This is a genomic window from Bifidobacterium vespertilionis, from assembly GCF_008698145.1.
Taxonomy (GTDB): Bacteria; Actinomycetota; Actinomycetes; order Actinomycetales; family Bifidobacteriaceae; genus Bifidobacterium; species Bifidobacterium vespertilionis.
Map to the genome: position 1 here is coordinate 1 of NZ_RZNZ01000006.1, position 23,381 is coordinate 23,381.

The window sequence follows — 23,381 nt, forward strand, 5'->3', positions numbered from 1 at the left end:
CGCACCATTTCACGCTGGACCCCGAGGAGTACGAGTATCTCAAGACCCAGGGCTGGACCCAGGAGGGCGAGGCCTGGTACGCGTCCGACACCCAAGGCTCCGACGTGTACCGTCTGTACAACCGGTACACGGGCGAGCATTTGTGGACCACGAGCCAAGGGGAGTACGACTACCTGGAGTCTCAGGGCTGGACGAAGGAGGGCGTGGCGTTCAAGGCCTACCTGGCCTAGCGTCCCGCTGATCCCGGAGTCCTGCTGAGGGGCCTGTGGTTGGTTGCCGAGCGCGGCCGGCCACGGGCTCCCTTTTCTTGTCATTGCGCGCGGGTCCACCGGGTGCGCAGGGTTAAGGATCCTTCGCTGCGCTCGGGATGACGAATCAGCAACCCCGTCATCCTGGGCGAGCGCGATGGTTTCCCGTGGGACAGATCAAGGGCGGGACACGCCACGTGTGGCGGTCAGTCATCCTGGGGGTCACCGCGCCGGCCGTCGTTTCCATTATCGCCGGTCGGCCCAACCGGTCTAACCAGTATCAACGTCATCCTGAGCGAGCGGAGCGAGTCGAAGGATCCTTGGCCATTTCGCACAAAGTCATAGTGCGGTGAGGTTAAGGATCCTTCGCTGCGCTCAGGATGACGTGAGGCTGCTTAGTCATCCTGAGCGAGCGTAATGGTTCCCCGTCATCCTGAGCACTGAGCCGTTAAGCGGACAGCCCGGTGGGCTGTCCGTAGGCAAGCCGAGCCGTGAAGCGAACGCCGGCGGCGTTCGCAGGCGAGGGCGAACGACAGTGAGCAAATACAACCGCGGCCGCAGGCCGACCGCAGTTGCGGTCGAGCCGCCGCCAAGGCGGCGACGGTCCGGCGCAGCCGGACACCGTCAGGGCGCAGTCGAAGGATCCTTAATTCCCGGCATTGTGACTTTGTGCGGAATGCCGAAGGATCCTTCGCTGCGCTCAGGATGACGAAGAACCCCCGTTCCGACTTTGCGCGTCACCGGGCGCGAACCGACCGTCACGCGGCGCGGATGGCGTCACAGGGTGCGACCGCTCCACGTGACGCCATCCGGGAGGCCTTGTGCCGCAACGGTTTTCGAGGTGCGTCACCGGGTGCGACCGCGCCGTGTGACGCAGGTCGCTCCCCGTGACGCATCATCCGCTCCCCGTGACGTCCAACGCGCCGCACGCCCAACCAGTCTGCACGCGCAACACCGCGCGCCCAGCCCCGTACCTCACCGGCACATACAAAATGAGCAGATCCGCTGCGGTTCGCACCCCCATAAGGAATCCCAGGGAATCCCACGGAACACCACAGGGGACGCTACGCAACGAATCTGCTCAATCTGTGTACTGTGTACGGACACTCGCCTTACCGCGCACCCTCGGCTGCAGAGGCGTTGGCGGCATCGGCAGCGGCATCAGCGGCGGCCTTGCGATCGCGCTCGGCCATCTCGGCGGAGATCTTCTTGAGGCGCTCCACGAACTGCGGCCAATCGCGCTGCATGGCGGAGATCAGCGTGTAGTTGCCGATCGCGTTGAGCGGCACCCACTTGACCTCGGTGCTTTCGTCGTCATTGGCCCTCGGATTCACGGTGTGACCGGGCTTCTCGAAGGCGAACACGGTGGTGTAGCCCCACGGGCCATGATCCTCAAGGTACGAGCCAACCACCTCGATGTCCTCGGGGCGGATGTTGGCTTCCTCATAGCTTTCGCGCAGCGCGCCCTCGAGCGGGCTCTCGCCGTCGGCCGTGGCGCCGCCCGGGGCTCCCCAGGTGCCGCCCTCGGCGCTCCACTCGGCGCGATGCTGCAGCAGCACCTCGGTCACGTCGCCGGTGTGCGCGTCTCGGCGGGCCAGCAGCACGCCGGAGGCGCCGTTGACGCCCCAGTGCCGCTTGCCGCACGCGCAGTCGATCCAGCCGTCACCCGGCTGGTGCACGTTGTCCTTGGGTGCCTTGGGATCGTTCGACTTCGGCTCGTCCTTCACCTCGCCGGTCTGGCGCGAACGATCGAGGTTCCATAGATCGGTGATGCTGTAGCCCAGCTGGCCCAGCAGCCGGCGCAGCGTGGGCAGGCTCAGACCGATGATCCCGGACGGGTCTCCCTGGATCGAATCGATGAACGATCCGCCGAAGCCCTCCAGCGTGAACGATCCGGCCACCTCCAACGGCTCGCCGGTGGCGATGTAGCGCCGGATTTCCTCCTCGGTGAATTCGCCGAAGCGCACCTCGGCGTGGCTCACGGCGCGCACGGTCTGGCCGGTGGCCGCATCGATCACGCAATGGCCGGTCCACAGCGTGCCGGTCTGGCCGCTCATCTTGATCAGACGCTCGCGGGCGTGCACGGCGTCATGCGGCTTGCCATATGCCACGTTGTTCATGCAGAACATCGAATCGCAGCCCACGATCACCGGTCCGCGCGCGGCCGCGGCCATGCCCCCGTGGCGCTCGATGGCCTGCTGGATCGGCTCCCGCTCGGCGATCACATCGAAGCCCTCCTTCAGAGGCCTGCACACATGCAGCTCGCCCGTCGCGGACGCCGCGGTCCCGCGGATCTCCCGGTACGTGTCGTAGACGGCCTGCGCCTTGGCCTGCGCCAGAATGAGCACCTGGCTCTGCACCGGCAGCTCGTCCACGGTCATGCCCAGTCGCGTGGCTTCGTGCAGCACCACGGCGGGTTCGTCCACGTGCGAGACGCGGATGGTCGGGCAAATACCCGCGCTGTACAGCACGTCCCGGCGCGGGCGCGACTTGGACGCGAGAATCAGCGGAACAGACATAGCAACACCAACTTCCTTGTACGTGAGTTCCTACCTGAACTTTATCGCACTCAAGGGCATATGTAACGATTGACGGCATGTCGGCAAGCCTTTTCGACACGTCTTCCGTCGCCAAGCCACCTAACCGTCGTCAAGCAGCCGAGCCAAAGCCGAGCCGACGCCAAACAGCCAAACAGCCAAACAGCCGCCAATCGCCATCTGCCCAAGGAGCGAGCCGGTTCAGGCCCTTTCGATCTGCACACCGGCCGCATCGATCGGCAGGTGCAGCATCCTCCAATGTCCGGAGACGAGTTCCTCGGCCGCCAGCGACTCGATCGCCGCCACGGCGTCCCCGTAATGCAGCACCAGAACGCACGGGCCGGCTCCGGAGACCGCGGCCGCGAATCCCGCGCGACGCAGCTTGGCGATCAGCGCGGTGGACGGGGGCATCAGGGGCGCGCGGTACGGCTGGTGCAGACGATCCTGCGTGGCCGCGAACAGCAGCGCGTTGGCCGCGTTCGGGTCGCCGATCGACGACGGGTTCATGGCCGCGGGCATGAGCCCCACGCGCGAGATGTTGTACACGGCGTCCGCATGCGCGATCTTCGCCGGCAGGGCCTCGCGCGCCTTCTCGGTGGACAGCTCGTAGTCCGGCACGAACACGAAGGCGTTGATGGCCGGATCGACCGGGTAGTTCACGGCATGGAACCCGCGGCGCAGCGGCTCGGATCCGGAGATGGCCACCGAGCCCACGCCCTCCGGGGTCTCGAAGTCGTAGGAGACCGTGAGCCCGCCGTAGACGGCCGGCGCCACGTTGTCCGGATGGCCCTCGATGTGGGCCGCAAGGTCGAAGATCGCCGCCCGGTTGAGCTCACCCCGATGCGCGAAACCGGCGGCCGCGGCGATGCCCGCCACGATCGCCTCGGCGCTGGAGCCCATGCCGCGCGCCTGCGGAATGCGGTTGTGGGCCACCATCGTGAAGCCGAACTTCCTCAGGCCGAACGTCTCGCAGGCCTTGCGGAAGGTGGAGACCACCAGATGCGTCTCATCGCGCGGCAACGTATGCTCGCCCTCGCCGTGGATCTCGATGTGCGCGGACAGGTCCTCCGGGTTCGCGTTCGTGGTGAACTCGATCTCGTCGTGGTAGTCGAGAGCCAGGCCCACGGTGTCGAAACCGGAGCCCAGATTGGCGCTGGTGGCGGGCACGCGGACCCGTACGGAATGGATGTCAGGCATCATGATGGTCTCCTCGATCAAATCGAATGCATTCGCCGCGAATCGGTCCGGACGATTCTATTCCGTCCGGCGTCAGTCCAGCACGCGCAGGATGGACGGCTCGCCGGTCACGAAATCGAGCTCCTGCACGGCCTTGACCGTGTTGCGCAGGGTCACCTCGTCGGTCGGGTGGGTCACGATGCGCAGCTGCTGGATCTCGCCGTCATAGCCCGGGTCCACCGCGGTGGGCTTCAGATCCTGATTGACGCCGTTGATCGACACGCCGTTCTTCGCGAACTCGGCGGCGATCGCGGCCAGCACGCCCGGCTTGTCGTGGATCAGGAAGCGCACGGCGAACGCGGCGCGGGAGGCGTCGGCCGGGGCGAACGGCAGGTTGTTGTACAGCGGGATCTCCGGACCGGTGCAGCCGGCCGCGATGTGACGGGCCTCGGTGACCACGTCGCCCACCACGGCGGAGGCGGTCGGATCGCCGCCGGCGCCGCGGCCATAGAACATAAGATCGTCGGCCGCCTCGGCCTTGACGAACACGGCGTTGAAGCTGCCGTGGACGCTGGCCAGCGGGTGGCTGTCCGGCAGCAGGGCCGGGTAGACGCGCGCGGAGACGCCGGCCTCGGAACGCTCCACCACGGCGAGCAGCTTGATGACCTTGTGCTCGGCGGTGGCGGCGGCGATGTCGTCGGCTGTGATCTTGGTGATGCCCTCAACGCTCACGTCGTCGATCGTCACGTTGGTGTGGAAGCCGAGCGTGGCCATGATCGCGGCCTTGTTGGCGGCGTCGTAGCCCTCGACGTCGCCGGTCGGGTCGGCCTCGGCGTAGCCCTTGGCCTGGGAGTCCTTGAGGACGTCTTCGAACTGGAGGCCCTTGGTGGTCATTTCGTCGAGGATGTAGTTGGTGGTGCCGTTGACGATGCCCAGCATGCTGACGACCTTGTCGCCCACCAGGGACTCGCGCAGCGGGCGCAGGAACGGGATCGCGCCGCCCACGGCCGCCTCGAAGTAGATGTCCACGCCCTTGTCCGCCGCGGCCTGGTAGATCTCCGGGCCGTACTTGGCCAGCAGGGCCTTGTTGGCGGTGACCACGGAGGCGCCCGATTCGATCGCCTTGAGCACGAAGGTGCGGGCCACGGTGGTGCCGCCGATCAGCTCGATCACGATGTCCGCCCTGGTGCACAGGCCGGCGGTGTCCGTGGTGAGCAGCGACTTGTCGATCCACGGGTAGTTGACCTCGTCCGGATCCAGGCAGGCCACGCCCACGAGTTCGATCTGTCGGCCGATGCGCTTGCCGAGCTCCTCCTTCTGCTCGACCAGCAGGCGGGCGGTTGCGGAACCGACGGTGCCGGCTCCCAGCAGTGCGACGCGAATAGGGGTGGTGTTCTCGGCCACGCGATCCTCCTAAAGTTGAAACGATGATAACCCCCTTCATCCTACGGGTTCCCCTTGTCAGGAGAACGATTGGGGTCCGCTTCCCGTTCCGCCCGCTCCTCCCACGCAAACTGGGCACGCTGGGCACGCTGAGCGCGCTGGTGGGCGCTAGGGTGCGACGATTCACGAAAGCGGTTCGCGGACAACTCGCGGGCCAGAAATACGGGCTGTGCGGACCGATTCCGGCTTTTCACAGCACTTTCGGGCCGAAATTCGCCCGAAAAACGACCCGATCGCGCTGTGAATCGCGGATTTCGGTCCGCGCAGCCCGTATTTTCGCGCGCATACCGCCGAGCACCGGAGCGCCAAACCCGCGAGCGCAGAATGAGCACATCCGATGCCTCACAAGACAACGACAGCCGGCATAGATCGAATAATGGCTTAATCATTCCAACCTACGCCCCAATTTCCGCAGATTGGAAGAAATCTGCAGATTGGAAACCCAATTGAGGCCATTAGACGCAGATTCCTTCCAACCTACGATTTTGAGAGCGCAGGTTGGAATGCAGATTGGGGCCAAACAGCATTCAGCAATGAATCTGCTCAATCTGCGCCGGACCTGTGGCAGAATGAGCAAATCAGATGGCGGCAGGACCCAGACCGAGCATCTCGAGACATGGCCGCCATCCAATCCACTCATCCTGACGCGCCGAATCCGCAAAATGAGCAGACCCAATGCCCTGAAGACCCAAACAGGGCTCCACCGCATCGAATCCGCTCAATCTGCGATAGTCGATGCGCAGAATGAGCAGATCCGATGCCTTAGTGGCCCCTAATGGGACCCACCGCACTGAATCCGCTCATTCTGACGCGCCGGACCCGCAGAATGAGCACATCCGATGGCAGCAGGATTCCGATCAGTCCCCGCTCGGGCACCCCAAGACACCGCCGCATCCGATCCGCTCATCCTGACGCGCCCAAATCGCAGAATGAGCAAATCCGATGTCCTGAAAGCCCAAACAGGGCCCAAACAGGGCTCCACCGCATCGAATCGCTCAATCTGCGACATGTCACACGCAGAATGAGCGGATCCGATGGCTAGGACTCCCCGCGCCCAGCCGGCCCGCGCCCGGCTCACTCGCTCACGTCGAGCGAGAGCAGGTCGTCGATCGTCTGGCGGCGGATCATCACATGCGCGCCGGACTCGGAAACGGCCACGACGGCGGGGATCAGCGCCTGGTTGTAATTGCTGGCCATCGTGCGCCCGTATGCGCCCGTGACCGGCACGGCCAGCACATCGCCGCGGCGAATGTCGGCGGGCAGCTGGACGTCGTGCACCACAATGTCGCCCGACTCGCAGTGCATGCCCACCACGCGGCACAGCATGGTCTGCTCATCCCCCGCGCGATTGGCCAGACGGGCCGTATAGGCAGCCCCGTACAGGGCCGGGCGGATGTTGTCGGACATGCCGCCGTCCACGGACACATAGGTGCGCGTGGTGCCGTCGGCCAGATGCACGGGCTTGACCACGCCCACGCGGTACAGGGTCACGCCGGCCGGGGCCACGATCCAGCGGCCCGGCTCGAAGCTGATGGACGGGTCGGGCATGCCGAGCGCGCGGTTCACATTGTGCACGGCGTCGGCGAGCCTGCCCAACTCGCGCTCGACGTCCATGGAATCCTCGCCGTCGGTGTAGGCCACCGAGTAGCCGCCGCCCAGATCGACCTCGGGCACGGTGATCGCGTCGGTGGCGTAGAAGGTCTTGCGCAGCAGCATCATGCGCTTGGCGGCCTGGATGAAGGCGTCGGCGTCATGGATGTTCGATCCGATGTGCGAGTGGATGCCCACCAATTCCAGGTCTTCGGAGCGCGCGGCGATGTCCTTGAGCACGGCGAGGGCGGGGCCGTCGGCCACCACCTCCATGGCCGCGGCGAGGGCGCGATCGGACGCGCTGACCTCCTCGTGGCTCAGATCGTACGGGTACTTGACGTCATAGCGCAGCGTGCGGCCGTGGTGCGCGGGCTCAGCGGCATCGGCCCGTCCGGCGGTATCGGCCCGGTCACCCGCATCGGTCTTCTCGGTCACGCGCGCGTTCGATCCGGCCGGGGTCACGTCCGTCAGATCATCCAAGACGCCCAGCACGGAGGCATCCGCCCCGGCGGGCATGAGTGGCACGCCGAACTTCTGATCCTCGTGCGCGGTGGAGATGTATTCGTGACCGCCGGCGTGGATGCCGGAGGTGACGCGCAGCATCACACGGGCGCGTTTGCCCAGCCTGTGCGCGATGGCGGCGATCCGGGCGGGCTCCCCCGGCTCGTCCACCACGATCTTGGCGAAGCCTTGTTCGATCGCCAGCGCGATCTCCTCATCCGACTTGTTGTTGCCGTGCAGCACCAGACGGCGACCGGGAACCCCTGCGGCGAGCGCGATGCGCATCTCGCCCATCGTGCAGGTGTCCACGTACATGCCGGCGGCGGTGACGATGTGCACGATCTCCTTGGACAGGAACGCCTTGCCGGCGAAGCTGACGTGCGTGGTGGAATTGCGGAAGGCATCCGCCGCCGCCCTCACAAAACGATGAGCCCTGTTGTTGACCTCGTCGACGTCGATAAGGTACAGGGGCGAACCGAATTCGTCCAGAAGGCTTTCGGCCGTGCGGCCATGGAAGGTCAGGGCACCGGTCGTGGCACTGACCGCGGTGGCTTGGGGCCAGATGGGACTTGGACGGGTCTCATCCGGGGTATGCTGCTGATCGCTCATCTTGCGCTCCTCTTGGTCGGGCCGCGTGAACGCGGTCGCATCAACTGCTTTGTGATACGACCAGAGTACGCGACACCGGCCTTCCAAGGGTTCATCCGTCCATTCGCGCCCGTTGCGCAAATGGAACCATGTACGATCAGCGTGAAATGATTCAGTTCTCAGCCACGGCCGGCTTCGGCTGCTTGCACTCCACCTGCTTGGCGGAAGGCAAACGAACCTGACCGTAGATCAGCGCCCTCGTAAAGTGCATCGGGCACAGGCCCTGCGACTCAACCGGCTCGCTGCAGCCGGCGATCCTGCATATGTGTTCCGCCATCGGAAGCTCCTCTCGCTTTCTTTTCGGAAGGTCCCGGGGCCTCTTCATTACGGCCCCGATCAACCCTTTCACTTATTGACGCTAGCCGTCTCACATGCCGGTCGCAAGCGCGAGTTGTCAAAAGTTTCCTCTTTTGTGAATCTGTTAGCGCTCACTGTGACAAATATCACAATTGTGCCACATTGTGGGAAAACGGGCTACAAATTGCACTTATATCGTCCTTGATAGTGGAACACTCAAGTTCATGGCGTTATAATACGCGATCTTGCGATTCTGTGTGTGACAAGTTAAGGATCCTTCGGCTACGCCCTGCGGGCTTCGCTCAGGATGACGGGGCGGGCCTTCCGTCATCCTGAGCGAGCGCAGACGCTCCCCGTCATCCTGAGCGAAGCGCGTAGCGCGAAGTCGAAGGATCCTTAATTCCCCGCACCAATCCACCCGCACGCCAATCCCCACACACAAGAAAAGGGCCCCCAATCGGGAGCCCTTTCAATCCGCCAGGATTCGCTACATTTTCTCGGGACGAACGGTCCAGTGGACCGTTCGTAGCCGGCGCGACACCACGGAGCGCCGCGCACAAACACAGCAGCGAATCCGAACGGATTCGCTACATCTTGGTCGGCGCGCTCACGCCCAGCAGATCCAAACCGGCGGCGATCACCGTGCGCACAGCGTCGTTGAGCTTCAGTCGGGCCGCCGCGCGCTCGGGCGACGGGTTCTTGGCGATCTCCAGCGCCTCACGATCGGCGTCGGACTGACGGTTCTCCAGTTCGGTCAGCGCCATCGGCACCACGCGCTCCACGTTGTACCACTTGTGGTACGCGGCGGCCAGATCCTCCAGATAGCGGGCCACACGGTGCGGCGCGCGCAGATCGCCGGCCTGCGCCACGGTGGCGGGCCACTGGGCGAGCGCGGCCAGCACCTCGCCGTCCACCGCGGTGTCCAGCAGGCTCGGATCGGCCTTCGAGGCGTCGATGCCGGCGTCGGCGGCGTTGCGGTCCACATTGCAGGAACGGGCGTGCGCATACTGCACGTAGTACACCGGGTTGTCATTGGTGTGGCTGGCGAGCAGGTTGAGGTCGATGTCGAGCGGCGAGTTGTAGTCGGAGCGGGCCAGCGAGTAACGCGCGGCGTCCACGCCGACGGCCTCCGTCAGATCGTCGATCGTGACCACGTTGCCGGCGCGCTTGGACATGCGCACGGCCTTGCCGTCCTTGAGCACGTTGACCAGCTGGCCGATCAGGATCACCATGTTCTCGCCCGGCTTGTCGCCGAACGCCTCGCACATGGCCATCATGCGGCCGATGTAGCCGTGATGGTCCGCGCCGAGCATGTAGATCGCCACATCGGCGGGGTTCTGCGGGCGGTGGCGCTTGTTCCAGTAGTACGCGATGTCCGCGGCGAAATACGCGAACTCGCCGTTGGACTTGATGATCACGCGGTCCTTGTCGTCGCCGTGCTTGGTCGACTCGAACCAGGTGGCGCCGTCCTTCTCGTAGATGTCGCCGCGCTCGCGCAGCTCGGCGATGGCCTTGTCCACCTCGCCGTCCTGGTACAGGCTGTTCTCGTGGAACCACACGTCGAAGTTCACCTTGAAGTCCTTCATGGACTTCTGGATCTCGGTGAACATCATCGGCACGGCGCGCTTGCGGAACTCCTCGCGCACCTCGGAATCGGACTCGCCCACCGGCTCGCCGTTCTCGTTGAGGCCCTGATCCTCATGCTGCAGCGCGGTCAGATCCACGCCGTCGGCCTCGGCTTCGGCCTGCACGCGGCGGGCGATCTCGTCGATGTACGCGCCCTTGTAGCCGTCGAACGGGGTTTCGGTCTGGTAGCCCTTGTCCCCCAGGTTGTTGTCGTGAGCCCAGGCGGCCACGAGCGACTTGGCGAAGCGGTTGATCTGCTCGCCGTGATCGTTGAAGTAGTACTCGCGCACCACCTTGGCGCCGTTGGCCTCGAGCACGCGGGCCATGGAGTCGCCCACGGCCGCCCAGCGGGTGCCGCCGATGTGGATCGGTCCGGTGGGGTTGGCGGAGACGAACTCGAGGTTCAGGGTCTGGCCGCCCAGATGATCATTGCGGCCGAACGCGGCGCCCTGTTCCAGCACGGTGTCCACGATCGCCGCGGCGGAGGCGGAATCGAGCGTGATGTTGATGAAGCCGGGGCCGGCCACCTCCACGGACTTGATGCCCGGATCGGCGGCGAGCGCGGCGGCGAAGGGTTCGGCCAGATCGCGGGGCTTGAGACAGGCCTTCTTGGCCAGCTGCATGGCGATGTTGGAGGCCCAGTCGCCGTGCGCGCGATCCTTGGGACGCATCACGGCTAACTTCTCGACGGGCGGGATCAGATCCTCGGTAAGCTGGCCGGCCTTTCCTTCGGCGACCAGCTCGTGCGCGATCTTGGAAATCAGTTCACTTAAAGCTTCAGGACTCATTCTTCCAAGGATACCGTCGCGTCTGACAGGCCGGGGACAAGGTTGGGACGCGGACGGAGCGATGCCGGAACGATGTCGAAGCGATGTCGAAGCGTCCCGGCCAAACCCGTCGTTTGCGTATACGTGTATACGCTTTTGACGGTTTCAACCCCTTCTCGGCGCCCTAAGCGTATACACGTATACGCACAAGACAGTTTCGGGCCTTCTTCAACGTCGTTTGCATATACACGTATACGCTTCCGACGATTTCGGCCCTCTTTTGCTGTCGTTTGCATATACATGTATATGCAAACGACGGACGGCAAATCGGCAGACGGGCATCGGCACAGCACCCGCACACGACCGGCATCGGTCCGCACGCCCGACCGGCACCAGCCGGCACGCACCCAGCCACCGCACCCAGCCGGCACGCACCCATCGCGCGCCGATCAGCCGCCTCGCCTCACGCGGCCCGATTCCGCCGCCGCTCCAGCGCCCAGTACCCCGCGTAGCAGCACGCCACGAACGGGATCATGCAGTACAGCGTCGATCGCTGCGTCTCATCGAGCACCACCAGCACCAGCGCGCCCAGGCACATCGCGATCGCCAGCCACGGCAGCATCGGATACCCCGGCGCCCGGTACCCCAGCTCGGAGGCATCATGCCCCGACGCCTCCCACTCGCGGCGGAACCGGATGTGGCACACGCACACCGAGAACCACACCACCAGCGTCGCCAGTCCGGAGACCGCCACCAGCACCAAGTACACGGTCGACGCGGCCACCACCGAGGACAGCAGCGCCAGAAGCGACCCGCACATGCTGAACAGCACGGCCCACACGGGCACGCCGCGGAAGTTGGTGCGGGCGAACCGTGCGGGGATCAGGTGCTCCTTGGCGAGCGACCACACCATGCGCGAGCACACGTACAGGCCCGAATTGGCGGCGGACAGCACGGCCGTGAGAACCACGAAGTTCATCACGTCGCCGGCGAACGGCATGCCGATCGACTGGAAGACCAGCACGAACGGACTCGTCTCCACGCCGGCCGCATGCCATGGGATCAGCGCGGACATCACCGCGATGGACCCGATGAAGAAGATCGCCAGTCGCAGCACCGTGGTGTGCACGGCCTTGGGGATCGCTTTGTCCGGATCCTTCGTCTCGCCGGCGGCCACGCCCACCACCTCGGTGCCGGAGAACGCGAACACCACGGTCAGCAGGGTGGAGAACACCGGCGCGATGCCGTTGGGGAACCAGCCGTCGGCCGTGAAGTTGGCGAACAGGGGCGCGGAATCGTAGCCGGAAATCGGGATCACGCCAAAGACCGCGAGCAGACCGATCACAATGAACGCGACGATCGCGAACACCTTGATCGACGCGAACCAGAACTCCGCCTCGCCGTACAGCCGCACGGACAGGATGTTGAGCGCGAACACCACCGCGATGAACACGGCCGACCACACCCACGCGGGCGAGTCGGGGAACCACCGCTGCATGAGCAGGCCCGCCGCGGTGAATTCGGAGGCGAGCGCCACGGCCCAGTTGAGCCAGTAGAGGATCGCGATGGTGAACGCGGTGCCCGGGCCGATGAAGCGCTTCGCATACATGTGGAAGCTTCCGGCGTACGGCATGGCCACGGACAGCTCGCCCAGCGATACCATCACGCAGTAGACCAGCACCGAGCCGACCGCGTACGCGAGGATCGCGCCGAGCGGGCCGGCCTGGTGGATGGTGTAGCCGGAGCTGACGAACAGGCCCGTGCCGATCACCCCGCCAAGGGAGATCATGGTCAGATGGCGGGATTCCATCTTGCGCTCAAGGCCGGTTGGGGCCGTGGGGCCGGTGGCGACCGGACTGGGTGCGGGCGGGGTGGATGCGCCCGGACTGGATGCGTTCGAATTGGATGGATGGGTTGGGGTGCCGGTGTTCGTCATGCCTGGAATGTTTGCGTCTTTCCCACCGGCCTCACTGGGCGGCGATCGCGTCGATCTCCACCAGCGCGCCCTTGGGGATCATGTTGTTGCCGAACGCCACGCGGGCGGGCTTGACGGAGCCGATGAACACCTCGGCGTACTCGGCGTCCACCTCCTTGAAGTCCTCCACATTGCGCAGGTAGATGGTCGCACGCACCACGTGCTCGATGCCGGTTCCGGCGGCGTCGAGGATGCACTTGATGTTCTTCAGGGCCTGGGCGGCCTGCTGCCTCGCGGTCTCGCCCGCCAGCTCGCCGGTGGCCGGGTCGATGCCCAGCTGGCCCGAAACGAACACGAAGCCATTGGCCTTCACGGCCTGGCTGTACGCGCCCAGCGCCGCGGGAGCCTGCGAAGTCGCCACTTCTTCCATCTTTTCGCTCATTGCATGCCTCATTTCCTTGCGGTCGAGCCTCCCGGCCCGGCCGGCCTTGCATATTTGGGCTTTTCTTGGGCGGCGGCGATCGCCACCGTTGCCCCTCACTGTAGCCGTTCGCGCGAAGCTGGGCGGAGGACGCGCCCGACTGACGGACGGTTCCGCGGACGTTGGCCGGAGTGGTGGCCCGCACACAACTGACGCCTATCTGGCTCCTATCTGCATAATCAGGGGTTGTTTTCGCCGTCGACGGGCGACTATTCGCATAATCAGGGGCCGCATGTCTTGCACCATCCTGAATTGAATCGACTCAATTCCGGATTGAATCATATTGCATCGATTCAATCCGGACTTCGGCGGGGCGAATGGTCCCCGATTATGCAGATGGATGCCCACACAGATAACCGCCCGTCCACGGAACTCGAATTTCCCGGGCCAAGCATCGGGACCATGCCCTTCCGGAAATAAAATTCGAGTTCCGTGGACGCGGGAAGTAGGACACGAGAAGTAGGACAACTCTGGAAGCATGCCCCAAGCCCAAAAAACACCGAAAGCCCGGCGGTTGGGCCGGGCTTTCGACGGAAGAGAGAGAAGAAGAGAAGGGGTTCAATTATGCGGGCCATTCGGCCTGTTGACTTCATATAACCGCGTCAACCTAGACGTTTGCCCGGCGGTTTGCTGAAAGAAGTCTGAAAGCGCATGACTTGCTCGGCGACTGAAGGGCTTGTGAGCCGGTGTGCGCATTAAGGATCCTTCGGCTCCGCTCAGGATGACGGAGGGGGAGCGCCTGCGAACGCGCTCAGGATGGGAGCATCGGAAGGCCGACTCCCACACAGCGCACGGGACGGCGAAGAGCGGGACTCTGCCGCATACAGGACGGAAGACCTTCCGCTTCACCTTCCGCCCCACTCGGGGTGCCAGGAAATCCAACCCCAAACATATTTCAGATCGAGATATCTCAGAACGACACGCCGAGAGTGACTCAATCCATTCATCCGCAAATCGGCGGAATTCCAAGGACCCACCACACACACCACACTCATCTCGGGATATTTCAACTTGAAATATCTCGGAAGGAAATGTATCTTGATGGCATCAACGCACAGCGCACGAAGCGCAACCACACGAAAGGACAACATCATGACCACCATCACCGTTCTGGGCGCAGGCAACATCGGCTCCGCCGTCGCGGGCATCGCCGCCAAGTCGGGCGAGACCGTCCAGGTCATCGACCGCGACGCCGCCAAGGCGCAGACCGCCGCGGGCAACGGCACCGGCTCCGTTTGGGGCGCCGCCATCGAGGGCGACATCGTCGTGCTTGCGCTGCCCTACCCGGCCTACGCCGACGCGATCGCCGCCTATGGCCCGCAGCTCGCCGGCAAGGTCGTCGTCGATCCGTCCAACCCGATCGACTTCTCCACCTTCGACTCCGTGGTCCCGGCAGAGTACGGCTCCGCGGCCGCCGAGCTCGCCGCCAAGCTCAAGGACGCCAAGATCGTCAAGGCCTTCAACACGAACTTCGCCGCCACCCTGGCCTCCGGCGAGATCGACGGCACGCCCACCACCGTGGCCGTCGCCTCCGATGACGAGGACGCCAAGAAGGCCGTTGCCGGCTTCGTCCAGGCCGCCGGTCTGCGCACCGTGGACGCCGGTCCGCTCAAGCGCGCCGCGAACCTCGAGGGCATGGGCGCGCTGCAGATCTTCCTCGGCATCACCGAGCAGACCCCGTGGCCCGCTGGCTTCAAGATCGTCAAGTAGCTTCAGCGATTCCTTTAGCCAAATGGGGCTTCATATCAATCGATATGAAGCCCCATTTTTCATTGTTCAGCGCACCGAACCGCGCCATTGCCCAGCGGCGATGCGGCGGATGATCTCATCGCGGTACACATCGCCGAGCAGCTCCAGATGCACATGGCGAGCCGTGCGCACCGGCTCAAGGCCGAGCTTGTCCATCACGCGCGCGGACTTGGCGTTGTCGACGTCATGCCTGCCCCAGATCGCGGACAGATGCAGATCCCCGAACCCATGACGCAGCATCTCGCGCCCCGCCTCGGGAATCAGGCCGCGCCCCCAATACGGCTCACCGATCCAGTAGCCGATCTCACGCTCATCCGCAGGTTCGCGCCGACCGGGATCGATCGCGTCGGACAGGGGCGACAGACCGATGCTGCCGATCGGTTCCCCGGTCTCCCTCAGCACGACCGCATACGTCTCGGGCGCGTTGAGCACGTTGCGGATCACCTGCTGACTGTCCTCCACGCTGGTGTGCACGGCCCACGCGGCCGCCGGCCCCACGTTCGGATTGCTCGCATACCGATACAGCGCGCGGGCATCGTCCATGTCACCCACCCGCCACGGGCGCAGCAACAGCCGTTCCGTGGACATGATTGTCGCCTCAGTCATTCCCATACCTCCATGCTCCAGCCACGCACTGTACCAGCCATGCACCCGATGGTACCCGATGAACGAAAAAGCGGAATCCCATGGGTTGAAAACCCGCGGAATTCCGCCATTCTTGTGGGCTCGAAGGGGTTCGAACCCTCGACCTTCTGTTCCGGAGACAGACGCTCTATCCACTGAGCTACGAACCCGGAGCGCATGCGGCTTGCCGCTCGCGCAACTTCTCCATCCTACGGCATCTTGCGCGCATCGGCAACTTGGCCCAGCGCAAACCGGGCAAATCCGGTCGCTGGCACCCTTTCTCGTCACCCGAAGTCCGTTCCGTATCACCCTGAGCGGAGGCCGAAGGCTTTTTCCCCGTGTCATCCTGAGCGGAGGCCGTAAGGCCTTCCCCCCGTGTCATCCTGAGCGGAGGCCGTAAGGCCGGAGTCGAAGGATCCTTAATTCGTGCGTACAGTTAAGGATCCTTCGACTCCGCCGTTCCGGTGTCCGGTTGCGCCGGACCGTCGCCGCCTTGGCGGCGGCTCCCTTCGCCTACGGACAGCCCACCGGGCTGTCCGCTTAACGGCTCAGTGCTCAGGATGACGTTGAGGATGACGTTGCGGGCATCCGCCCAAAACGCCGTCGAAACGCAGCAAAAAGACCGCGCATCGCCCCCTGCGCCCATAGAATGATGTTATGCGAGACGATTTCGAGTACGAGCGCCGGTTCTTCTGCCACGAGCTGCCGGCGGAACTGGACGACGGCGCCCCGCCCATCCTCATTGTGCAGAGCTACTACGTGCACGCGGACAATTACGCGCTGCGCATCCGCCTGAAATCCAATACGGTGCGGGAGGCGATGACGCCGCGCACCGATGCGATCGACGTGCTCAACAACCATCGCGACGCCTTCTCGCAGGCATGCGTCACGGTCAAGGGGCCGTCGGTGGGCGGCACGCGGTATGAGGTCGAAAAGGACATCGACCCGGATATCGCCGCGGAATTGGTGTTGCGTGGGGGCGCGCCGATCGTGAAGAACCGGTTCAACGCATGGATCGGCGAGGACGGCTGGAGCATCGACGTGTTCGGCGGCCGCAACGCCCCGCTGGTGGTGGCCGAGGCGGAGCGCAGCAGCCCGGTGACGAACCTCATCATCCCCAGGTTCTGCGTGAGCGAGATCACCGACGACGTGCGGTTCTCCAACGACGGGCTCGCCGCGCGGCCGTACGCCGACTGGGCGGCCGACTACGCGCGCGAGCTCGAGGAGGACGGGCCGCGCCTGCTCACGTTCTTCGGCAAGAATCGCCGGGAGGAGTAAGCCGGGCCCGGTCCGCCCGCATCCGATCAGTACATCAGCGTGGCGAGGCGGCGACGGGCCCGCTGCAGACGCGGATCGGCGGGCTCGGGGATGGCGAAGTACTCGAGCAGACGCTGGCGCACCTGGTCAAGATCGGCCTTGTGGCCGGAAGCCAGAAAATCGAGCAGACGATCGAACGCATCTTGGATCTGGCCGCCGATCATGTCCACATCGGCCACGGCCAGCTGCGCCTCCACGTCGTCGGGATGGGCCGCGGCGGCGGCACGCACCTCGCGCACGTTCGCGGAGCCGGAGCGGGCCAGCAGCAGGGCCTTGGAACGCTCGCGGGCGGCGATCTTGTCGTTCGGATCGGACTCCAGCACCTGCGCATAGGCGGCCGCGGCACCGGCGTAGTCGCCCTGCATGGCGAGCGCATGGGCCTGCTGATGCTCCGGCGGCACCTGATCGGCACCGGACGCCCCAGCCGCGCCCGAACCATCGGCGTCGGAACCGTCGGAAGGACCATCCTGACGCGGCGCGGTGCCGGTCACACCGGACTGCTGAGCCATCTGGATGACCTGCGGAATGAGCGTATCCGTGATCTGGGCCATCTCCTCGTCGCTCGGCAGGCCCTGCAGAATGGGCATCGGACGGCCGTTGATGAGCGCGAACAGCGCCGGCGCGCCCTGCACGCGCAGCGCCTGGGCGATGGACGGATTGGCGGAGATGTCGATGCGGGACAGCTGGATCTGGCCGTTGAGCTTGTTCACGGCCTCGCCGAGCTTGCGGGCCATGTCGAACAGGCGGTCATCGGTGGGGATCCACAGCATGAGCAGGATCGGGAACGTGGCCGACGTGGCGACCATGGACTGGAAGGACGCCTCGGTGGTGTCGATCACGTAGCCGCCGGCCGCGGGCGCTCCCCCGGCCTGCCCCGGCTCGGACTTCACCTGATGCTTGAGCGATTCCAGATCCACCGCGCCCGCGAGCGAGACGCCCGGCTTGAACGGTTCGGCCATAGTTTGCACACCTTTCCTTGGCGAATACCTTCGCGTTTTGCCTTCATTCTAATGCGCGGGCCCGTTTCCGGACCCGCGCAACGTCATTCGCCGGCCGTCTGACGGCCGCTCAGAGACCAGCCAGCCGCCAGCCGGGCCGCCGCGTCCCGCCGCGATCCGCCGCATCCCGCCAGCGACGGCAGCGCCTTACTGCGCCTCCACCTTGACGGTCTGGCGCTCCGAGGCCACGGCCTGGATCTTCGCACCGGACGCCGCCTGCGGCACATACAGCGCGATCAGGTTCACATAGGTCACCTTGAGCGTGCTGGTGGGCGTGGCCCCGCCGAACAGCGCGGTCTCGTCGTTGGAAGCGGGCAGCGACTGGCGTCCCTCGCCGGCCTGGCGCGTCCATTCGGAGTTGATCTGCGCCACCACAAGGTCGCCGCCGTCGCTCGAGCGCATCACCTGGATGGCGTTGGGCTCCACGGAGAAGGTCTGCGACTGCGTGCCCTTGTTGGCCTCCATGCCCTGCTGGACCGTGGCCGTGGTGTTGGCCAGAGAGGTGCGGAAATCGTCGTCCGCGAACTCGCCGGCGAACTGGCTGTTCGCCCCGTTCGCGAGCAGATCCGCATAGTGGGCCACCGCGTCGGCCGGCGTGGCCACCAGCCCGGTGTCGTCCGTGCGTCCCATGGACGAACCGATCTTCGGCACGGCGAACTTGGGCAGCTGGACCTTGTTGTGCAGGCGCACCACGCCCCACAGCTTGTAGTTCTGATGGGCGGATGTCTGGGTCATGACCAGCAGTCGCTGGGTCTGGCGGTCCTCGGTGGTGGTGGTGATGGAGTACACCGTGCGCGGCCAGCCGGAATCGGTGGGGATGACGGTCTGTTCAATCTCCGAAGGAATGGTGGCGTTCTTGGTGAGCGCATTGGTCGCCTTCGCGATGTTGATTTGACTCGTGCGCACCGCGAGCGCCGGTCCGGTCACGCTGGACGCCAGCAGGCCGGGATCGCGCGCGTCGTCGGCCTGCTTGATGGCGTTGAGGATGTTGGTGCGGATCTTCGCCTCCTGATCGACGGTCAGATCCGGAGTCTTGGCGCTGGCGGTCGATTGCTCGGACAGCTGCGGGACCGGCCCCTCGCACGCGGTGAGGGCGCCCATGGATGCGACGGCGATCAGTGCGGCGGCGATGCGCATGACGGCGCGGCGGCCGCGGTTGATGCGGATGTTCATGTCACTCCTCCCCTTCGTTGTGCTCCGGCTCGGTTCCCTTGAGCCCCTTCGTGCCCGAGCCGCGCCCCTCCTCGGCGGCCTGCTCGGCGGCGAAGCGCGCGAAGTAGGCGGCCAGATCGGCGGGGCTGATCACGGATGTGGCGTCGGCGTCGGCCGGCTTGGCATTCCGCGCCGGTGCGGGCTTCGTCCCGTCGGCGGCCGCATCGGCCTGTGCGACAGCGGCCACGGTCTCCGCCTGTGTCTCCGCGCTGGACACCTCGAACGACGGGGCCGGCACGCCCGCGGACGATCCCGAGGCCGCGGCCTGCTCGGCCACCATGTTCTTGGCGGTCACGTCCACCACCTTCGGCCCATCGGACTGCGATCCGGAGGGCTGCAGGCCGGAGGACAGCGACCCCAGGGCCAGCGATCCGGAGGACAGGCGTTCAGACGCCGGGGCGATCGACGTCCCGGCCCGCCGTGCATGCCGCCTGTGCCGCTTCGATCCGCCGATGTGCAGCAGGGATGCGATGGAGCCGAAGAAGGATCCGATCGCGCCGAACACCAGATGCGGGATGGTGACCTCGATCTCCTCCGCGATGGGCGTCCTGGGCTCGTTCGCGTTCTTCTTGCGGCGCTTGGACGGGTGCATGGCGAACAACGAGGCGCACAGCACGGCTGCGACCGCGCACATGCCGCCGATGAAGTACAACGGGGTGGCGTAGTCGGGCAGGGTGGAGCGGGTCCAGTGCAGGGTGATGTTGAGTTTGCCGCCATCGGTCACGTTGGAGGCGGCGTCCGCGTTGGTGTCGAACAGCAGCGGCGTGGTGTTGCTCTCGGCCGGCCGCTCGATATGCACCGAACCGGTGCCGCAGACCACGCCGGTCCACATGTCCGATTGTTCGAGCGTCACGTCGCCGTCCTGGGGCTGGGAATCCCCGGAGGCCTTGGCCGCCTCGGTGGAGATCTGCGTCCACGACGACAAGCCGGTCAGACGGGTGTAGGTGTGGCCGGCGATCCACCCGCTGATGTCGCGGGACAGACCGGAAACCACGCAAAGTTTGGCATCGGATTCGGAGGTGACGTCGATGGTCACCTGATCATCCACAAGAGAGAGCATGCCCGGATCGGTAACGACGTATCGCGTGTCGGTTGCCGTCGTCGCCGCGATCTGCGCACTCGGCTTCCACTCGGTCGCATTGAGGACGCCCAGGAAGATCAGGGCGGCGGCAAGCAGACCGAAGATGGGCGTGACGACGCCGCGCATGATGGTGGCGCGACGCGGGTTCTTACGTTCCTTATCAGTCATAGCATCCCCCATTCTACAATCCCTTCACCATTCATTCACTGCCCAGCCATACTCCACCACAAAATCAGCCATTACCGCTACTGTGGGGCGTATGATTCATGACTTTACCAAGAAGACCCTCGTCAAGGGTCTCGCCGCATGCTGCGGCCTTGCGATGATGATCGGCCTCGCCGCGTGCGGCGGCGACGCCTCGGCCACCGCCTCTTCGTCCGCGTCCTCCTCCAGCGCCACCCCGTCCGCCTCCTCCACGCTCGCCGAAATGACCGGCATCACCGCTTCCAACGAGATCGGGCAGAAGCCGGCCATCAAGCTGCCCACCGTGCCCTACACCGTGCCGGACGGCGGCTACCAGGTCCTTCAGCAGGGCAACGGCGAAGCCCTGCAGGACGGCATGCGCATGTGCATGCACAGCGTCGCGGTCAGCGCCAAGACCGGCGCGGAGATCTACTCCAGCTGGGAATCCGCCCCCGACTGCTCGGTCTCGCTTGAGCAGTCCTCCCTGCGCAACGGCCTGTACGACGTGCTCAAGAACCAGAAGGTGGGTGCGCTGATCGCCCTGGGCGTCAACGACACCACCGCCACGGACGATGCGCAGAAGTCCTACATCATGGCCACCACGATCGTCTCCGCCTCGCACGATCTTACGCGCGCCGAGGGCCAGACCGTCACGGACATCCCGTCCAACCTGCCCAAGGTCACGCTGGACGGCAACGGCAAGCCGTCGATCGACATGAATGGCTACCAGCCCGACGGCCAGCTCGTGGTCCAGCCGCTCATCAAGGGCTCCGGCGCCACGGTCTCCGAGTCCGGCAGCGTCAAGGTCAACTACACCGGCTGGCTCACCGACGGCACGCAGTTCGATTCGTCCTGGGATCGCGGCGAAGCCTCCGAGTTCGCCCTGAGCCAAGTGGTCACCGGTTGGAAGGAAGGCCTCGCCGGCCAGACCGTGGGCTCCCAGGTGCTGGTGATCGTCCCGCCGGACAAGGGCTACGGCAGCACCGCACAGGGCTCCATCCCGGCGAACTCCACGCTGGTGTTCGTGGTGGACATCCTCGCCACCTACTGATCCCCGGCGTCTTCGCCTAAGCAATGTGAACAGCTCCCCACCTCGGGGAGCTGTTTTGTTATGGCGGGGTGCACTGACGGGGCATGATGTCCCCCTCAATGGCGTGACGACAGTGCCGTGACGCGGCGTGTGACGCGGGATGTGACCCGGCGTGCGTTGTGACCGGGAGTGTGACCCGGCGTGGACACACCCGGTCACGGGGTGTCAAAACCGTTGAAATAAAGCCATTTCAAAACCCCTGTGACCGGGAATGGGCACACCCGGTCACGCCCCGCGTCACAACGCACACCATGTCACGCTCCCCGATCGCGCCTGACCACACCCGGCGACGTCCGGCCACTCCCGACTGCCCACACCCGACCACGCCCGGCCACAAACTGGGCAAAACGGGATCATCGCAACACAAACTGGGCAAATCAGGACGTTCGATTTGCAAACTGGGCAGACGTGGTCATCTAGAGCCCCAAATCGGCCCGCAGATGGCAGGATCTGCCCAGTTCACAAAATAACAGTCCCGATCTGCCCAGTCTGCGACACAACATGGGCACAAACTGGGCAAAACGGAACGAATCGGGGACGAATCTGGGCATCGGATGAGCATCGGACCACGAATCCCCCGCAAACCCTCACCGACCCCTCATCCAACCTCGCAAACTGGGCAAATCAGGACGTTCGATTTGTAAACTGGGCAGATCGGAACATCTGGAGGCCGATTTTGGCGTCCAGATGACCAGATCTGCCCAGTTCACAAAATAACAGTCCCGATCTGCCCAGTCTGCACGGGTCTTCGCGGCATGAATTGGCCGCAAACTGGGCAAATCAGGCCCTCCAATTTGCAAACACTGGCAAACTGGGCAGATCTGGTCTCGAAAGCCCCCAAATCGGCCCGCAGATGACCGGATCTGCCCAGTTTGCAAAACCTGAGACCCGATCTGCCCAGTTTGCGACACAACAGGGGGGCACAAACATTACAACCGGACGGAACCTGAAACCACCCCCAAACAAGAGTTGACAAAGTATAGGAATACCCCAGAATGAGGCAGACTCGGAAAACCAGCCCCGCTCAGAACAGACGCAGCTCGTCCGACTCGGCGCCGCGCATCTCGTCGTAGTCGAGGATCAGGCAGGTGAAGCCGCGATCCTCGGCAAGCACGCGGGCCTGCGGTGTGATCGTCTGCGCGGCGAAGATGCCGTGCACGGGGGCGAGCAGCGGATCGCGATTGAGCAGTTCGCAGTAGCGCGTGAGCTGTTCCACGCCGTCGATGCCGCCATGGCGCTTGATCTCGATCGCCACATGCTCGCCGTTGGCATCGGTGGCCATGATGTCCACCGGACCGATCGCCGTGGGATATTCGCGGCGCACAAGCTTGGCCCCCTCGCCGATGCGCTCAATCTGCTCCGCAAGGTAGCGCTGCAGATGATCCTCCACGCCCTCCTTGACCAAGCCCGGATCCTCGCCCAGATCGTACGTCTCGTCGGAATAAATGTGGAACAGTTTGACGTCCAGGATATCGTTCGACTTGTCCGCGGACACGCGCAGCACCTTGATCGGCTTGGGCTCAGCGGACTCCGCGGCCCCAACAGGTTCGGCGGGCTCAGCGGGCGCTGCGGCATCGCCATCGGCCGGCTCGATCTCCTTGAGCGTGCAGGGCGCGGCCATCCAGTTGAGTGGCTTGTACGACCCGAGCTCGGAGAAGATCAGCAGACTCGAATCGGCCTTGATGAGCAGGACGCGCTTGGCGGGCGGAAGGGATGCGGTGAGGCGGCCGGAGTATTCGGCGGCGCAGTCGGCAACAATGATTCGCACGGGGCAACACCCTACAGGTCCCCCTTGTCAGGGCTCGTCATTCTGGCCCCGCCGTCATCCTGAGCGTGTGCTCCCCTCGTCATCCTGAGCGAAGCGAAGGATCCTTGGCCACTGCGCATTACATCATTCG

Annotated in this window: 16 protein-coding genes, 1 tRNA gene and 1 pseudogene; 4 read left to right on the plus strand and 14 right to left on the minus strand. The window is 64.9% G+C overall.

The features are described 5' to 3' along the window. Window positions 1–230, plus strand: a pseudogene (locus EMO90_RS12125) (glycoside hydrolase family 25 protein); the annotation flags it as partial. A gap of 1,130 nt (window positions 231–1,360) precedes the next feature. Here the strand turns inward: EMO90_RS12125 and EMO90_RS05230 are convergent. From EMO90_RS05230 to EMO90_RS05260, 8 genes are all read right to left on the minus strand, one after another. Then, window positions 1,361–2,767 (minus strand): Maf family nucleotide pyrophosphatase, encoded by a 1,407-nt coding sequence (locus EMO90_RS05230; RefSeq protein WP_150354497.1) that lies wholly within the window; start codon window positions 2,765–2,767, stop codon window positions 1,361–1,363. Window positions 2,768–2,986: 219 nt separating this feature from the next. Then, window positions 2,987–3,985 (minus strand): homoserine kinase, encoded by a 999-nt coding sequence (thrB, locus tag EMO90_RS05235; RefSeq protein ID WP_150354496.1) that lies wholly within the window; start codon window positions 3,983–3,985, stop codon window positions 2,987–2,989. Between the two features lie 69 nt (window positions 3,986–4,054). Then, a complete protein-coding gene (locus tag EMO90_RS05240) occupies window positions 4,055–5,365 on the minus strand; it encodes a homoserine dehydrogenase (protein ID WP_150354495.1) in 1,311 nt (436 codons plus the stop codon). Between the two features lie 1,113 nt (window positions 5,366–6,478). Further along, window positions 6,479–8,104 (minus strand): diaminopimelate decarboxylase family protein, encoded by a 1,626-nt coding sequence (locus tag EMO90_RS05245; protein WP_150354494.1) that lies wholly within the window; start codon window positions 8,102–8,104, stop codon window positions 6,479–6,481. Window positions 8,105–8,255: 151 nt separating this feature from the next. Next, window positions 8,256–8,420, minus strand: a complete 165-nt coding sequence (locus EMO90_RS12130) for a hypothetical protein (protein ID WP_190972055.1) — start codon at window positions 8,418–8,420, stop codon at window positions 8,256–8,258. A 607-nt stretch (window positions 8,421–9,027) separates the two neighbouring features. Next, entirely contained in the window at window positions 9,028–10,854 is a 1,827-nt protein-coding gene (gene argS, locus EMO90_RS05250) for an arginine--tRNA ligase (RefSeq protein ID WP_150354493.1), read from the minus strand. Between the two features lie 442 nt (window positions 10,855–11,296). Next, on the minus strand, window positions 11,297–12,643 hold the full coding sequence (locus EMO90_RS05255; RefSeq protein ID WP_150354501.1) for an amino acid permease: 1,347 nt from the start codon (window positions 12,641–12,643) through the stop codon (window positions 11,297–11,299). Between the two features lie 157 nt (window positions 12,644–12,800). Then, window positions 12,801–13,190, minus strand: a complete 390-nt coding sequence (locus EMO90_RS05260; RefSeq protein ID WP_150354492.1) for a Rid family detoxifying hydrolase — start codon at window positions 13,188–13,190, stop codon at window positions 12,801–12,803. Window positions 13,191–14,321: 1,131 nt separating this feature from the next. Here EMO90_RS05260 and EMO90_RS05265 point away from each other — a divergent pair. Continuing rightward, window positions 14,322–14,939, plus strand: a complete 618-nt coding sequence (locus tag EMO90_RS05265) for an NADPH-dependent F420 reductase (protein WP_150354491.1) — start codon at window positions 14,322–14,324, stop codon at window positions 14,937–14,939. 66 nt (window positions 14,940–15,005) lie between these two features. Here EMO90_RS05265 and EMO90_RS05270 read toward each other — a convergent pair whose 3' ends face one another. Further along, the gene (locus tag EMO90_RS05270; protein ID WP_190972054.1) at window positions 15,006–15,584 is read right to left on the minus strand and encodes a GNAT family N-acetyltransferase; all 579 of its coding nucleotides are present in this window, start codon (window positions 15,582–15,584) and stop codon (window positions 15,006–15,008) included. A 115-nt stretch (window positions 15,585–15,699) separates the two neighbouring features. Further along, window positions 15,700–15,772 (minus strand) — tRNA-Arg (locus EMO90_RS05275). A 487-nt stretch (window positions 15,773–16,259) separates the two neighbouring features. On the opposite strand from EMO90_RS05275, the gene EMO90_RS05280 reads away from it, so the two are divergent. Beyond that, on the plus strand, window positions 16,260–16,880 hold the full coding sequence (locus EMO90_RS05280) for a CYTH domain-containing protein (RefSeq protein WP_150354489.1): 621 nt from the start codon (window positions 16,260–16,262) through the stop codon (window positions 16,878–16,880). 26 nt (window positions 16,881–16,906) lie between these two features. Here EMO90_RS05280 and EMO90_RS05285 read toward each other — a convergent pair whose 3' ends face one another. The 3 genes from EMO90_RS05285 to EMO90_RS05295 form a co-directional block, all read right to left on the minus strand. Further along, entirely contained in the window at window positions 16,907–17,878 is a 972-nt protein-coding gene (locus EMO90_RS05285; RefSeq protein WP_150354488.1) for a tetratricopeptide repeat protein, read from the minus strand. 186 nt (window positions 17,879–18,064) lie between these two features. Next, window positions 18,065–19,090 (minus strand): hypothetical protein, encoded by a 1,026-nt coding sequence (locus EMO90_RS05290; protein WP_150354487.1) that lies wholly within the window; start codon window positions 19,088–19,090, stop codon window positions 18,065–18,067. Between the two features lies 1 nt (window position 19,091). After that, window positions 19,092–20,378, minus strand: coding sequence for a hypothetical protein (locus EMO90_RS05295; protein ID WP_150354486.1), 1,287 nt, complete (start codon window positions 20,376–20,378; stop codon window positions 19,092–19,094). 91 nt (window positions 20,379–20,469) lie between these two features. Here EMO90_RS05295 and EMO90_RS05300 point away from each other — a divergent pair, with 91 nt between their 5' ends. Beyond that, window positions 20,470–21,444, plus strand: coding sequence for an FKBP-type peptidyl-prolyl cis-trans isomerase (locus EMO90_RS05300; RefSeq protein WP_150354485.1), 975 nt, complete (start codon window positions 20,470–20,472; stop codon window positions 21,442–21,444). Window positions 21,445–22,507: 1,063 nt separating this feature from the next. On the opposite strand, the gene nucS is transcribed toward EMO90_RS05300, so the two are convergent. Beyond that, window positions 22,508–23,251, minus strand: a complete 744-nt coding sequence (gene nucS / locus EMO90_RS05305; RefSeq protein ID WP_150354484.1) for an endonuclease NucS — start codon at window positions 23,249–23,251, stop codon at window positions 22,508–22,510. Window positions 23,252–23,381 lie beyond the last annotated feature (130 nt).